12 protein-coding genes are annotated in these 14,651 nt (G+C 53.2%); 6 read left to right on the forward strand and 6 right to left on the reverse strand.

What is annotated here, in order from left to right; translation table 11 throughout:
* Positions 1–103 precede the first annotated feature (103 nt).
* Genes uppS through MCP_RS09220 form a run of 6 tightly spaced genes read right to left on the reverse strand, consistent with a single transcriptional unit; the run spans position 104 to position 4,570 of the window.
* The gene (uppS, locus tag MCP_RS09195; RefSeq protein WP_012900567.1) at positions 104–1,081 is read right to left on the reverse strand and encodes a polyprenyl diphosphate synthase; all 978 of its coding nucleotides are present in this window, start codon (positions 1,079–1,081) and stop codon (positions 104–106) included.
* A 21-nt stretch (positions 1,082–1,102) separates the two neighbouring features.
* The gene (locus MCP_RS09200) at positions 1,103–1,420 is read right to left on the reverse strand and encodes a DUF2551 domain-containing protein (protein ID WP_231845050.1); all 318 of its coding nucleotides are present in this window, start codon (positions 1,418–1,420) and stop codon (positions 1,103–1,105) included.
* On the reverse strand, positions 1,404–2,474 hold the full coding sequence (locus tag MCP_RS09205; protein ID WP_012900569.1) for a radical SAM protein: 1,071 nt from the start codon (positions 2,472–2,474) through the stop codon (positions 1,404–1,406). Before MCP_RS09205 ends, MCP_RS09200 begins: the two co-directional genes overlap by 17 nt.
* Positions 2,475–2,530: 56 nt before the next feature.
* Positions 2,531–3,007, reverse strand: coding sequence for a hypothetical protein (locus tag MCP_RS09210; protein WP_012900570.1), 477 nt, complete (start codon positions 3,005–3,007; stop codon positions 2,531–2,533).
* 12 nt (positions 3,008–3,019) lie between these two features.
* On the reverse strand, positions 3,020–3,865 hold the full coding sequence (gene mtnP, locus MCP_RS09215) for an S-methyl-5'-thioadenosine phosphorylase (RefSeq protein WP_012900571.1): 846 nt from the start codon (positions 3,863–3,865) through the stop codon (positions 3,020–3,022).
* Between the two features lie 9 nt (positions 3,866–3,874).
* The gene (locus MCP_RS09220; RefSeq protein ID WP_012900572.1) at positions 3,875–4,570 is read right to left on the reverse strand and encodes a phosphoribosyltransferase; all 696 of its coding nucleotides are present in this window, start codon (positions 4,568–4,570) and stop codon (positions 3,875–3,877) included.
* A 303-nt stretch (positions 4,571–4,873) separates the two neighbouring features.
* On the opposite strand from MCP_RS09220, the gene MCP_RS09225 reads away from it, so the two are divergent.
* The 6 genes from MCP_RS09225 (at position 4,874) to MCP_RS09250 (ending at position 14,517) form a co-directional block, all read left to right on the forward strand.
* Entirely contained in the window at positions 4,874–9,268 is a 4,395-nt protein-coding gene (locus MCP_RS09225; RefSeq protein WP_158301478.1) for an ABC transporter substrate-binding protein, read from the forward strand.
* A 1-nt stretch (position 9,269) separates the two neighbouring features.
* Positions 9,270–9,854, forward strand: coding sequence for a carboxypeptidase regulatory-like domain-containing protein (locus tag MCP_RS15955; protein ID WP_012900574.1), 585 nt, complete (start codon positions 9,270–9,272; stop codon positions 9,852–9,854).
* 46 nt (positions 9,855–9,900) lie between these two features.
* Positions 9,901–12,063, forward strand: coding sequence for a Calx-beta domain-containing protein (locus MCP_RS09235; RefSeq protein ID WP_012900575.1), 2,163 nt, complete (start codon positions 9,901–9,903; stop codon positions 12,061–12,063).
* 98 nt (positions 12,064–12,161) lie between these two features.
* A complete protein-coding gene (locus tag MCP_RS09240) occupies positions 12,162–12,452 on the forward strand; it encodes a DUF211 domain-containing protein (RefSeq protein WP_012900576.1) in 291 nt (96 codons plus the stop codon).
* A 3-nt stretch (positions 12,453–12,455) separates the two neighbouring features.
* A complete protein-coding gene (locus tag MCP_RS09245; RefSeq protein ID WP_012900577.1) occupies positions 12,456–12,992 on the forward strand; it encodes a VIT1/CCC1 transporter family protein in 537 nt (178 codons plus the stop codon).
* Positions 12,993–13,371: 379 nt separating this feature from the next.
* On the forward strand, positions 13,372–14,517 hold the full coding sequence (locus MCP_RS09250) for an IS256 family transposase (protein WP_128859930.1): 1,146 nt from the start codon (positions 13,372–13,374) through the stop codon (positions 14,515–14,517).
* Positions 14,518–14,651 lie beyond the last annotated feature (134 nt).

The following is a 14,651-nucleotide window of genomic DNA, read 5'->3' on the forward strand; positions in this document are numbered from 1 at the left end:
ATAAAAAAATATTCATCCCAAAACCGCGAAATAATCAAAAAAATATTCTGTCGTATTATTTTCGATGGCCATCGAGACTTGGTCAGGCCACATGATACCACTATCAGCTGATCTTAGCCAGCTCTTTCTTCACAAGAGGGCTCGCCAGGATCGATTCGGCCTCCTGCGGGCTTACTTTCAATGCCGATACCAGGCTGTCCCGGAACTCATCACGGTTGAAGCCACCATTATGACGCTTCATCTTCAACATGCTCACGGCCAGCTTCACCCGGTGCTCCTTCTCCCGGCTCTGGTATGCCCGGACGGCCCGGATAAAGTCGATCTTCCGGAACTCGGGCCAGAAAGGAGCGGCGATATAGATGGCGCACTCGTTGCCGCTGGCCTGCCAGGGCAGGAAATTCGAGGTCCGCTCGTCGCCGCCCGTCCGGATGATCAGGTCGACCTGCGAGCGAGTCTCACTGCCGAAGTAAAGGTACTTATCCACCATCTCCTCGGTGATGTTCTCGGGCTCCAGAGAGCCGCTCTTAACCTCTTTGGCCATCTTCCGGGCGCCGTCGACGATCTCCTGGCGGCCGCCGTAGGCCACGGCGACGTTAAGATAAAACTTATCGTAAGTGGCGGTCGCAGCCTCCGTGAGGGCGATCTCGTCCTTCACGTCCTGGGGCAGCATGGAGATGTCGCCCACCGACCGTATGCGGAGCTTCGACTCGTGCGTGCGCTTGCTCTCACGGGCCTGACGGGCAAAATGCTTAAAAAGGTCAAAAAGCGCCTTCTTCTCCTGTTCGGGGCGCTTGAAGTTCTCGGTCGAGAAAGCGTACAAAGTAAGCTGCCGAATTCCCAGCTCGCCGCACCAGTCGAGCACCTTCTCCGTCGTGTCGGCGCCGTAGATGTGGCCCTGCTCCACGCTCTTGCCCAGCCGCTTTGCGTAGCGGCGGTTGCCGTCCTGGATAATGGCCACATGCTGGGGAATAGAATGCCTTAATACGTCTCTCTTAAGGGAATGCTCGTACCAGCGGTATAGAACGGGTATATGCTCATACCATCCCGCGTACAGGTCCCATAAAAAAGACTTGATTTGCATAATGAGTGTCAGCTTGTCTCTTCAAGCAGTCTCTTCGAGCGCCACTTTCACGAGGCGCTTATATTTTTCCTTGATGGAGTACATGTTGTGGTCGCCGGTGACGTCGACGCTAAGTATGCCGGTCTTCGAGCCCATCAGGCCGACCATGGCCGGCGTGCCTTTGTTCTTTACGTCGAAATTCTGTTCCCTGAGTTTTTCATCGATATCTTTCGTCTCGTATGGGCCGCCATCCAGGAATATCCTTAACACGGCCCTGCGCCGGCCGTCCTTATCCCTGCTCAGGTAGTCTTTGATGCGGGCGAGCACCATTTCGTCTTCAGAGCTATTCAGAGTCACCACTTCCAGATGATCGTAATGGTATTCTTTCTACGACCAGCCCGTTTTCCATCGGGTATCGCTCGACAATGGAGCAATGTGAGGCGCCGCAAAGGCCCTCGGTCTCTTCAAGGAGCCACCACGCGGTCTCGATGCGGCTGCCGTATGAACGATACATGCGCCGGGGTATGTTCGACCTTTTCAGGATTCGAAGCACATCCGTAATATTACCTTCTATTTCCCCGTATATAATTGTTCCATCAGCGCTTATCTCGTCAAAGGGCCTTGCCATATTTTTCGCGATGCGTTTGAGCCGCTCGCGTAACTGGACAGCGTCCTTAAAACGTGACGAGCAATACCTAGTATAGGCTATATTATTTAAAACTATCTCGTGCCCGGTTTTTTCGCTCCCCAGCACTGCATTTGATATATCATCCTTGAGACTGTAGCCTTTTTTCTTGAGGGCCTCACAATTGGTATCGGAAAACTCGAGCTCGTTGAGGTTGAGGAAGCCGCCTGACTCCCGGATCGCTTCGGATATCTCAGGCACGGGCTTTATCGAGGGTATTTCGACCCCCGTGTCCATGCCCAGCTCCTTCGAGAGCCTGAGGGCATGGTAGAACGGCGTGCTCTTAAAGTTGTCCCAGTCCTCCAGGGGCGGGTGGTACCGGATCTCGTCCAGTCCTGCGTCCTTGAGCTTTTTTAGGACGGTGTCGGAGGGGGCGATGCCAGTGTATAAGTGGATATGGTGGCGCTTCCCGAACGTTCCCTTAAGTAGTTTGATATAATGGATGGTACGGTCCAGGACCATCAGCGGCTCGCCGCCGGTAATGCCCGTGCCCAGCGCGCTCATGCGCTTAGCCTCATCGATGACGTCAGCGTCCGAAAGGACCCGCCTCTCGTTAGCGTACACATCGTCTTTGCCTTTTCGCTCCTCCGACAAAGGACAATAAAAACAATCCCTGGAACACGCTCCCGTAACAAATAAGACCAGCTTGGCGCCTTTAAGGCACAGGCGGCATCCCTTACACAGCCTCGTATACAGGGAGCCCGTCACATCGGGAACAGCGACTTTCATGGATGCAGACCTCAAGGGAGAATATACATAAATACGTTCTTATTTCAAAAACAGCATCAGCTTTCCTTATTCGCCTCGATGACCTGCATCTTCCAGTCGCCCTGCAACTCTTCGGAAAGCTGGCTGATCTTCGAGGGGTTGCCGTCCCAGAGAATGGAGAGGTCCGCGTCCCCGGCCATGAGGCGGTCGGACACGTTGATGGCCAGGCGCCGCAGCGCCTTACGGCGCGAGAAGGGCACGCTGAAGATGGTCTTGTACGCGGACGGGCCCGATTTCGAGTAGGAGACCACGACGTAGTCGTCCAGCCTCAGCCGGTTAATATCGTTGTACTGGCACATCGTCTCATACTCGTAGGCGATGTTGGAGTCCACCTTGGAAAGCGATAGCAGGATCTTCGCGAGGATGTCCTTATCCAGGTCCTTTTTCATGCTGACCGTGATCTTGCCGATCGTACAGGTAAGCCTGGCGTTCTTATCCAGGCGCTCGATGATATAAAGCGTCGTATCGGTCTTCTGCTCGAGCTCCACGGTCATGGTATCACGCTATCATTTTATATAAGGGCCGATCAGCGGCTTCAGGTCCCGTTTTACTTTCTCGGGGATGGCATCCGGGCTTGTGGCAATGGCGCCCTCCAGCGCGTGCCTGCACGGGCAGTCCGTATCCTCGATCCGGCCCACGGCCCTGCGGAGGATGTCCTTCACGGCCTCCTCGTTCTTCGCCGCGTACTCGATGACCTGGCCGATGGATACGGGCTCCTCGTACCAGACGTCGTAATCGGTAATAGTGGCGAGGATGGCGAAGCAGATCTCCGCTTCCCGGGCCAGCTTTGCCTCGGGGAGCGCGGTCATGCCGATGACGTCGAAGCCGAGCTTCCGGTAAATGCGCGACTCGGCCTTCGTCGAGAACTGGGGGCCCTCCATGCACAGGTAAGTGCCCCCGTTGTGAACTCTATATTTTTCTTTTGCCGTCTCGTAGAGGATGTCGGACAGCTTCCGGCAGAACGGGTCGGCGAAGCTGATGTGGGCCACGATGCCGCCCTCGAAGTACGTGGAAACTCGCTTCGTGGTGCGGTCATACACCTGGTCCGGTATCACGATGTCCAGCGGCTTCAGGCTCTCCTTGAGGCTGCCGACCGCCGAAACAGAGATAATGTGGGTGACGCCCAGCTTTTTCATGCCGTATATGTTAGCCCGGTAGTTCAGGTCGGTCGGAGAATACTTGTGGCCCCGCCCATGCCTTGACAGGAACACGGCTTCTATGCCATTCATGGAGCCGACAATAAAAGAGTCACCGGGAGTGCCAAAAGGCGTCCGCACCTTCTGCTCCTTCACGTGATCGAACATGGAGGGGTCATAGATACCGCTCCCCCCGATAATTCCCACTTTGACCATGAAGATCCCTCAGTGCTTTAACGGTTCCCAGATGCCGTCGCCAAGCTGGCGAATGATGCCACGGTACTCCATCTCGCCGAGTACCTCCTCCATGCGGCCGGGCTGGGTGATCTCGAAGTACGTGGGCTCGATCTGGTGATATTTCTTGAGGCCGAGCTTGATGTCCTCCAGCGTCCAGGCCTTGAGGCTGTGCTTCGCCATGACCTGGCCGGTGACCTCGCACATGTCCTCCATGAAGTTCCAGGGGAAGATGACCCAGGCCCACTCGTCGAGCAATTCGCCCACATAGTCGGCCTTCGACTGGGAGCACATCAGGTGCTGCAGCGTGGCCGTGCGGACCTCTTTCGGGCCGTACTTCAGGATATATTCCTTAGCGAAGGTCATGCTCTTGCCCGTGTCCGAGATGTCGTCGACGATGAGAACGTTCTTGCCCTTGATCATGTTCTCGTCCATGGGGTAGCGGATCTTCGGCCCGCTGCCCGGGCTCGCAGTGCCTGTGTAATGCTCGATCTTCAGGCTGATAAGGTCGTTCAGGTTAAGAAAGTCACATAATACCCGGCCGGCAAACCAGCCGCCCCTGGCCAGCGCCACGATGACGTCGGGCTTATAGCCCGAGCTTCGTACTTCCTTCGAGATCTTTCGGCAGAGGCGATAGATGTAATCCCAGTTAGTGATAACACATTTGAAATTTTCAGGTAGCGACATTTTGTCACCGGCATCGATGTTATAATAATAATGTAACACATTGGTATGTTTTGAAAATATTTAAGTCTGCCTTTTTATGAGCAAGCGCTTTTTCAGAAACCTATATATTGCTAATTTGTTATATGCTAATGATTAGGTAAATACAATTGCTTACTCACCAGTGGATGTTGGGTAAGGGATCACGAAGGGGGCAAGGTTAAATTGAATAAAAGCAGTTTTACTGAAAGGTTTAGTGTAACTTATACCGGGTTAAACTTTGGTAAAATTTTAAGAAATATATTCACTATTCTGATGATATCTTTGATGCTGACCGTCAGCCTCGACGCTTTCTACATTAATGATTATGGTGCAGGTCTTGGCCCTTCCGCATATAGGACGGCCGATGCCGCGCCTGTCGTTTATCCACCGATGGCTTCCGTTTCCGGTAAGCTGTTGGACGCCACGAGCACCGCAGGCCTGGGTGGGATAGCGGTTACGTTACACGTCATGGACGGTGTGACGGAACTCTATACGATGACACGTACAACAAGTAATTCTATGCCATATATAGGCTACTTCAACTTTGACCACATCGTCGTGAGCACAGCCACCCACGCGTACGTGACGGCAGACCAGGGCACATGGCATGGCAGGAGCGCAGATTTCCCCATATCAGGAGATCTGACTTCGAATTGTATGGTCATTATGACCGACATGCCGACAGCGATGATCATGGGCGGCATGGTCACGGATACTAACGGGAATGGCATAAGCCTCGCCCCGGTCGATGTACATGTCATGGATGCCGCGGATACTGAAATATACACGTTCAGTGTACTCACAGACTCCACGGGATGGTACCTGCATCATAATGGTGTGGTGCCTGTTGGCGCATCATATTTCTATATAACATGCAGCTCTGGATCTTACCAGGGGCGTAGCGTCAACGTCCCATTGAGCTCCCCCGCCCCAAGTTCGTATCTGGCGAATGTCGTCCTGCACGTGCCCGGTGGCTCCGACCCCGTGCAGAGGGCGGCATGGTCTGGCATCGTCGTCGACTCTTTCGGGATGCCATATGGTGGCCTGACCGTCACATTACACGTATTAGATGCGGCCCATACGCCATTACCTGCAACGTATACTATTACCACCAGCAGCGGAGCCCCGTTCTCAGGAGCGTTTAGCTTTGATAACATAGACCTTTCGGGAGGGGCCGCATACGCTTATGTCACCGCTACTGCGAATCTTGGCGACGGGATATCGGTCAGCGGAACTAGCGATACCTATACCCTGGCCGATCAATGCACTTCTGCGGGGTCCATCGTGCTTCGGATACCGTTACCCGATGAGGTCCGTGTGACCTGCGACCCGGACACGATATTGAAGGGCGGAGACACATCCGTAATAACCGCGCAATTATACCTGGCGGGCAACCCTTACCATAGGTCCAACGTCGCTGTCACGTTTTCATCGGACAATGATCCGGTAGCTTACCTACCAACGGTTAAAACGAACTTAACCGACTTTAACGGGCAGACCACCATCCTCCTTACGTCGAATACGGCCCCTGGAACCGTCAATGTAGACGTAAGTTCCACGACTGCCTGGGGCATCCAGATAACCGATACGAAGCCCGTCAATGTGGTCAACTGGGGCACTATAGCCGGCACGGTCATGGATAGCCAGGGCACTGGTGTTCCACTTGCTACCGTTAAGCTACAGTCATATACGACAGGGGCGGGAACCGTAGATGCAGGCAGCATTTACCCGACACCGGAAAATCCTCAGTTGACCGTGAGTACGTCGCGAATAGCAGAGCCGGGCACGTATACTTTCTACAGGATCCCGCAGGGCAACTACATGGTCACGGCAGAAAAGGATGGTTATCTGTATTATTCGCTAGTGACCGTCAATGAGGGCACTACGACGGCCAACATCGTGATCCCGAGCTATATTTACGGGACGAGCCCACCCCAGGCTACTCCTCCCGCATCCTTCGCAACAGGCTCGGGCACGATCTCGGGAATTGTCACAGATAGCGAACGCAACGGGATACCATTGGCGAACGTTGGCCTTTATAATTGTCTCTACAATGGGGTAACGAATACGTGGTCCAACACTGGCCTGGTGGCCGGCGTACCGCGAAATCCTCAAACGTCGAATGACGGTATGACTAACGCCATGGGCGCCTTCGCATTCCAGGACGTGCCGACCGGCACCTACATGGTCCAGGCGGATACCGCAGGAATAACGAGCTATGCCATTGTCGATGTCTCAAATGGGGGTACTAATGGAAATGTTATATGGACGGGTACGGCAGGAGGGTCCATATCAGGCGCCGTTACAGATAAAAACAAGAATGGCATACCCGATGCCGATGTAACATTATATACCACGACCTATGATCCGATCACCCAATCCTGGAGTAGTGATGCCGTCGTCCCGATATCCGGCAATCCCCAGCAAACGAATGAGGGCATAACGGGTGCTATGGGCACCTACACCTTCGAAGGGGTACCCGATGGCACGTACAAGGTCGTCGCCTCAAAGAAGGATGCCGCTTTGAATGACCATTCGTACTATGGCATCGTTACCATAGGCAATAATCGTGGCACAGTGTCGGCCAACATCGCCATACCGGACCTGGTATTCTTCATGGGTTCGAGCTTTGATCCAGACACGATCATTTCCATGGAGATTGGAGAGCCCAGCTCCCTGGACCCGGCGACCGCATACGATGCTTCAAGCCTGGAGGTCGTACAGAACGTTTACCAGACACTCGTCAGTTATAATGGAAATGAGTCTATGCCGTCGAACTGTCTCGCTACGGGAGCGGATGTTTCGGCGGACGGCCTTACCTATAGGATCTACCTGCGTAGCGGTGTCAAGTTCCAGGACGGGACTGACTTTAATGCCGATGCGGTGAAATATTCCTTTGACCGGGGGGTCATTATGAACCAGGACCCCTGGCGGATGTCGATTACACCCCACCTGCTTGGCGGCCAGGAGTACATCGCCACCGGGGATGCGGCCCAATACCTGGCCCATGACACAGTCCAGGTCATCAATTCCACCTGTGTCCAGATCCACCTCGCCGCACCATACACTGGCTCCGTGTTCTTATTCGCGTTCCCCGCCACCGCCATCATCAGCCCCGCCTATGATATGGCGAACGGAGGCTATAGCCCGAATGTGCCGAGCAGTTTCATGGATAGGCACATGTGTGGTACCGGGCCCTACAGGTTCGTTTCCTGGGCGCCGGGCAACTGCGTAGTTCTCAAAAAGAACGATGCGTACTGGGGGACACAGGCGCTTACACAAAATGTGGTCATCCGCTATGTGCCCGATTATACGACCCGGCTCAACGCCATAAACAGCGGCTCGGCCGACCTTATCTGGGCGAGTGCGCTTAATACGCCGGACCTCGGTAACCCGAATGTCGTAGTGGAAAGCGGAAGGCCCACGCTTTCCGTGAATGCGCTATGCTTCAATTTAGCCCGCTGGCGATTCGATGATAAGCGCGTAAGGCAGGCGTTCGTCGAATCATTCGATGATGGCACCTACGTCGACAGCGCCCTCAATGGCTATGGAAGGCGGGTGAACGGCCCGATCCCGCAATACATCGATGGACACGATAACGACATCCCCATATACCAGTTCGACCCGGAACACGCGCGCCAGCTACTGGTGGATGCGGGCTTCAGTAAAAGTACGCCCACCACGGTGAACCTGTATTATAATAATGGTAACGAGGTCCGCAGGATCGCCTGCGAATTATTAAAGAAGCAGATCGAGAGCTATGACCTGGGCATCACGGTCCAGGTAACTCCCCTCGATTGGTCGACATATCTATCCAGGCAGGATGCCGGAGATATGGATATGTACGCAGTGGGTACCATGGCGGACTACCCGTCGGCGGATGCCTGCCTGGCGCCTTACGTACCGAACGGCTATTATGGGTCGCGTATAGGGTACGTGAACGATTCCGTCACCGCCCTTTACCAGCAGGCATTGGCCGAAACGGATCCGGTGAGATCGCAGTTGATAGGCCAGATCGTATCGGGTATGGATGCCGACTATGCCTACATCTGGTTATCTAACGCCATCCAGTTTCAGCCACATCGCATCGAGCTGAGGGGCTATACGTATAACCCGGCCGACACCGGGCTACGCTTCGCCAGTATGTATAAGGATAATTCCGTGCCTTCTTATACGTTCGACCTAAAGGAAGGCTGGAACCTGGTATCATTGCCCGTGGACAATACTATGTTTACGGCGAGCGGCCTGGGCGCGACCAATCCGTATATAACGGACATTGTCATGTTCGACCAGGCGACGGGCGAATACAAGATATTCATGGTGGGCTTAAGTCCGGCCGCGTACGATTTCCAGCTACTGCCCGATAATGGCTATTTTGTCAATTGTGCGGACGATACGACCCTGACCGTTAACGGTAAGCCGCCATCCCTCCGATCCACGGACCTGCAACCGGGATGGAACCTGGTAGGATGGGGGACCTATCACGATACGGATGCAAAATCCCTGTGTGAAATGCTGGACGGCACCCAGGATATTGTCCGATACGACCGGGCCACGGGCGAATACCAGGTCTACATGGAAGGCCTCAGCCCAAGTACATATGACTTTAACAACGGGCCCGGTGAAGGGTACTTCATCAATACGGATAGTCATCGAACACTACGATACGGGGTGATATAAAATGCGAATGGTCTATAAAACTTTTGTAGCGTTGTTAATGACAGCGCTGTTCTGCTCGGTCCTTTCGGCGCCAGTTCTCGCTCTTGGCAAGCCGGCCGGGCTGTATGGATACATAAGCTTTAATGGTAAGCCGATTGGAGGTGTCTCGGTCTCTCTCAGCGATGGCCAGCGGGCGACGACGGACAGCTCCGGCTACTACCAGTTCGGAGTTTTTAACGGCTCGACCTATACGGTCACGGCTTCGTATAATGGAGGCTCAGCATCGCGTTCAGTGACGATAGACCAGGCGAGAGTGCAGGTGGACCTCAATATCGTGCCATCGTCCTCCGGCTCTAAGCCCGCGGCCACTACGACCCCGACAGCTGTCCCGACAGCAGTAACACAGGCCACAACGGTTACCGTTACACCAACACCTGCGCCGACCATTACGCCTACCCCCACGCCTACGCCCACGCCGACTCCAACGCCTACACCGGTCCCCGGCATACCATCTCCTGTGGATTACAGGCTACTGCTATTGATCATTGCTCTGCTGGTGATCATCATCGTAGCAATGGGATATTACATACTGTTCAAGAAGCAGTAGGTGCCGGATATTTTTCTTGATTAATTTTTGGTAAAGGGGGACATGAATGAGGGCACTGGATCGTGGGATTAAAGTGGGGCCCATTGCGATATGCGTGATGGTAATAGCCTGCCTGTGGATACCAATGGCGGCGATGGCCCAGGGATTCACGCCGAGCAGCGTTTATGGCTACGTTAGCGTGGATGGCACGCCGGCCGGGGGCGTATCCGTTTCCATATCGGATGGGCAATCGACGACCACGGACGGCTCGGGATACTACCAGTTCGGCATAAGTGACGGCCTAATGTATACGATCACCGCCAGCTATAACGGTTATTCCGCATCGAGCACTTTTACCGCCAGCGGTCCTAGAAACCAGGTCGACCTGAACATCGTTACTAGTGGCGAGGCCACGCCTACGCCCACGGCCACTCCTACCCCGACAGTCACTCCGATACCAACACCGACGCCGAGTCCGGGAGAGCCGACCCCCGGACCATCACCTACCTACGGGCCCACGGCGACCCCGGATCCATCGGCCGCTGCCCCAAATAGCCCCGGTACATTCCGGTTCGTCAACGACAATATGCATGTGAGTAACGGCACTATAGCTGTCATCGTAACGAGGGGCGACGGCAGCGCCGGCACTGTCACGGTGGATTACTCGACCCGGGACGGGACTGCGAAAGCCGGAACGCATTATGTTCCGATGGCAGGCACTTTGACCTTTAACGATGGCGAGACGATCAAAACGGTAACCGTCACGGTCATAAAAGGAGACACGGACAATCTGTCGTTCGGCATGGCCCTCAGTAATCCCACGGGCGGTGCATCGATAGGCCTGGAAAAATGCACTATTACGATCGATAGTCAAATTCAACCGCCTGCATACAGTTACATCTCGTTCGAAAAGCCGGCCTATAACGCATATGGCTACTACGCTAACCTTACTCTGATCATTGTAAGAGAAGGCGATATCAACACTACGGCCACCATCGACTATACAACGGTCGATGGCACTGCGACCGCATATAAGGAGTACGCGCCCGTATTCGGCACCCTGATATTTAACCCTGGAGAGATCATTAAGACGATCGAGGTAACCTTACTGGATAGCGATAATAATGGCACTTTTTCGCTCATGCTGGAAAATCCATCCCCTGGCGTTACCGTAGCTAATACCGCCCATGTAGACATCTATTATCCTCAGACCACTGTTGAAAAACTTACTTCAGCCATCTCCCAGGCGAGGGGCACCGTCGAATCTGATAATAGTATACCGGTGAGCGAATTCATCGACCAGGAGACCATGACGGAAATGGCGAAAAATTCCGCGGCCGGGGTGGTCATGGGCACGTCCGTCGCCCTTATCGCCGTTTATGGCCTCAGGTTCTTAGAGCCTGCGATCAGGGCCATAACGAGGAATCTGCCGGAAACGCTATTGAAAATGCTAAAGGGATACTTCGACGTCGCGACCGGCTACATCAAGGGCTCGTTCTATTACTTCTATTCAAAATTTTTCACGATCAGCCCGGTGGAGCATACGCATAAGATCCTGGGCATATCGTGGACGGAGATTATCGTGGCCATTTTTAGCATTTTACTGCTCGGCCTGACGTTCTCTTTCGCCTATTCGCCCATAATTTCCGGTATAACGATAGAAACTTTTTCCCAGTGGATGGTGGCGGCAGGGTTTACCGTGGTCGTCTGCGACCTGGCCCGCCGGCTGCTATCGTCGAAGTACAAGGCGATGGCCGAGTTCAAGTTCTGGGAAGTGGGCACCTTCACGCTGCTCCTGACGGCCTTCGCCCTGAACTATCCTTTTTCGCAGCCTGGTAAAACCATCGTTAAGGAAGAGAATAAAGACGATGCGCGGTCGCATGGCATCATCTCGCTCATCGGCCCGTATACGGCGCTTTTACTGACGATAATGTTCCTCTTCATGAAGTTCCTGTCCAATATGCCCGATATCATCGGCGAACTCGGAGGCTATATCGGCTCTATCGCCGATAAGGGGATCTGGATCGGCATGGTAAGCTGTGTCTACGGCCTGTTGCCCGTAGAGCCTATGGCTGGCATAGGGGTATATAAGTGGAGCAAGACCGTGTGGCTCATGGTGTTCATCCCGGCGGTCGTGTTATTCCTGTTCATATCCATACTATTCCAGCCCGTTCCCACTCCAGAAAAATTTTTCATACCCCAGATAAGGGCTCTAATATTCGGCATATAGCATTTTTATAAACACCATTTTTATATCCAAAAGTTGATATTCTAAAATAGTCTAGATACATCTGTCCTTTAGGAACAACTATATTTGAATGATAAGAAATGACTGGCATCAAACGATTGGTATTGGACGTACTTAAGCCGCATCAGCCGTCGATCCTGGAGCTGGCGAAGGCTATAGCCGCGCTGAAGCACGTGAACGGCGTGAACTTAAGCCTGTACGAGGTCGACACGCAGACCGAGAACATCAAGATAACCGTAGAGGGCGTCAACATCGATTTCGATGAGCTGCAGCACGTCATCGAGGACATGGGCGCCGTTATCCATAGCATCGATGAAGTGGCCGCGGGCATCAAGCTCGTAGAAGAGGTCGAGACGCTGCAGGACCGCTAACCTATGGCGCTACTTGAGGAGACCGAGCAGGGCCGCTATATCATTTTAGGCACTATCGACGGCATTCTGGCTATTTTAGGCATCATCGTGGGCCTTTCCTCCGCCACCCTCGACCCGGGCGTCATCATCAAGGCCGCCCTCGGCGGCGGCATCGCTCTTTGCCTTACTAACGGCATCGGCTCCTACTTAGCGGAGACGGCCGTCGAGTACGGTAAGCTGTCCGAGGTGGAGGCGGCACTGCTTCAGGACCTTAAGGATACGAAGATCGAGAAGCTTACTAAGCGTAAGATCATTAAGGACTCGATCACACATGGCGGGTCGAGTTTCGTCGGCTCTCTGGTACCTATTTTGCCTTTTGTCGTTGTTTCTGGCAGTATGGCGGTGTATGTTTCCATTGTTCTGGCGCTTGCGGCGCTGATCGTCCTGGGGCTTTTCTCCGGAAGGATATCGGGGCAGAGCTATTTGAAGTCGGTTTTGCGCATGGTTTTCCTGGGCGCCGTCGTGGTTATAGCCTGCAGCTTGCTAAGGCTGAGCCCATAAAATAAAATTACCGTATTTCCTTTAGGCCCTTATTAGTTCAGTCGGTATCACGAACCTCACCAAAGGAAATAAAGCACTAATTTTTTTTAGATTTTACTCACTAAATCCCTGAGCCTCGAACTCACCATCAATGCTCTAACGGCACTAATCCACAGGGCAGTGCTCGAAATCACTAACGCTCTAACCCGAAACGAAGGCTCTAAAACTCGAATGCACGTCTGAAACGCTAAACGATGGAGCACGAACACTCGAAGGCACGGCTAAGACTCTAACTGCACTAAACGATTGCAGGCGCTGTCCCGAGTTGTCTGTAAAATTATATTTTTGGTGTTATATATTTAGCCCTGTATTCTCATAAGGTATTTTGGAGAGATACAATATGAGAAGTACAAGGCCAATTAGTAGTACGGAGTCTGATGAGAAATATTTTGAGTTTGATAAAGATGCGGTGAGGAATGTTATCAGGGAGTTTTTGAATGGCGTGATGGAGGCCGAGGCCTGTGAGCAGGCCGGGGCCCGGCCTTACGAGAGGACCGATGGGAGGATGGCTTATCGTAACGGGTCTAAGAATCGGGACCTGGTCACTCGGTATGGCAGGGTAGAGTTGAAGAAGCCTCAGCTTCGTGGTGTGCCGTTTGAGACTAGCGTGTTCGCCAGGTACAGTAGGGCGGAGCAGGCGATCGTGAACACGATCTGCGAGTCCTACCTTCAGGGCATTAGCACTCGGAAGATGAAGAACGTGCTGTCACTGCTCGATGTGGACGTGAGCAGAAGTACCGTGTCAAGGATCACTAAGGAGCTTGACGAGGCGGTCCATGAGTTCCTCTCGAGGCCATTGGGGGTGATGCCTTACATCTACGTGGATGCCACTTACATTAAGGTGAGGGATCATGGCATGTACCTGTCCAAGGCAGTGTATACGGCTATGGGCATCAACGAGGAGGGGTACAAGGAAATGATCGGTGTGAGGGTGATGCAACGAGAAGATGAGGACTCGTGGAAGGAGTTCTTCCAGGAACTATTGAAAAGAGGGCTGCAAGGAGTGAGATTGGTGGTCAGCGACGGTCACAGGGGCATAAAGCAGGCTGTTCGAAAAGAGTTCCTGGGGAGTGCATGGCAGTATTGTCACGTCCATTTCAGGAGGAACGTGTTGAAGACAGTGCCAATGAAGGAGAGGAGGGCGGTGAATGAGCTTCTTAAAGAGCACATGGAATCCCCTCACCTGCTGGCAAACTTTTCAGAAGAGTTGAAGGCTAAGGGGTATGAGAAGGCGGGGAGTATCATCGAAAAGAACCTGGAAGACCTGTTCAATTATCTTGCGTTCCCCGCTTACCAGTGGCCGAAGCTTAGAACAACAAACACCCTGGAAAACATCCACTCAGTGATCAAAAAAAGAATCAAGCCCATAGGAGCCTTTCCAAACGACGATTCAGTACTGAGAGTCGTGGTTTCCATGCTTATCGACGTAAATGAAGAATTTGCCACGGATAAAAGACATATCAACGTATACCGAAACGAACAATGAGAACCACGGGGCTAAAACACCAATTTACAGAAAAAACGGGACAGTCCCCGATTGCACATAAAACTCGTGGTTCCAACCGTGTTCTTAGAGTGTTGGTGCAAGGCTGTTTCGAGTTTCAAGCGTGTTTTTGAGCT

This window comes from Methanocella paludicola SANAE, assembly GCF_000011005.1.
Taxonomy (GTDB): Archaea; Halobacteriota; Methanocellia; order Methanocellales; family Methanocellaceae; genus Methanocella; species Methanocella paludicola.

Excerpts from the sequence above, each read along its gene's own strand:
- uppS (WP_012900567.1), bottom strand. The coding sequence starts at position 1,081 with ATGCAAATCAAGTCTTTTTTATGGGACCTGTACGCGGGATGGTATGAG.
- MCP_RS09205 (WP_012900569.1), bottom strand. The coding sequence starts at position 2,474 with ATGAAAGTCGCTGTTCCCGATGTGACGGGCTCCCTGTATACGAGGCTG.
- MCP_RS09210 (WP_012900570.1), bottom strand. The coding sequence starts at position 3,007 with ATGACCGTGGAGCTCGAGCAGAAGACCGATACGACGCTTTATATCATC.
- mtnP (WP_012900571.1), bottom strand. The coding sequence starts at position 3,865 with ATGGTCAAAGTGGGAATTATCGGGGGGAGCGGTATCTATGACCCCTCC.
- MCP_RS09220 (WP_012900572.1), bottom strand. The coding sequence starts at position 4,570 with ATGTCGCTACCTGAAAATTTCAAATGTGTTATCACTAACTGGGATTAC.
- MCP_RS09225 (WP_158301478.1), top strand. The coding sequence starts at position 4,874 with ATGCTGACCGTCAGCCTCGACGCTTTCTACATTAATGATTATGGTGCA.
- MCP_RS15955 (WP_012900574.1), top strand. The coding sequence starts at position 9,270 with ATGCGAATGGTCTATAAAACTTTTGTAGCGTTGTTAATGACAGCGCTG.
- MCP_RS09235 (WP_012900575.1), top strand. The coding sequence starts at position 9,901 with ATGAGGGCACTGGATCGTGGGATTAAAGTGGGGCCCATTGCGATATGC.
- MCP_RS09240 (WP_012900576.1), top strand. The coding sequence starts at position 12,162 with ATGACTGGCATCAAACGATTGGTATTGGACGTACTTAAGCCGCATCAG.
- MCP_RS09245 (WP_012900577.1), top strand. The coding sequence starts at position 12,456 with ATGGCGCTACTTGAGGAGACCGAGCAGGGCCGCTATATCATTTTAGGC.
- MCP_RS09250 (WP_128859930.1), top strand. The coding sequence starts at position 13,372 with ATGAGAAGTACAAGGCCAATTAGTAGTACGGAGTCTGATGAGAAATAT.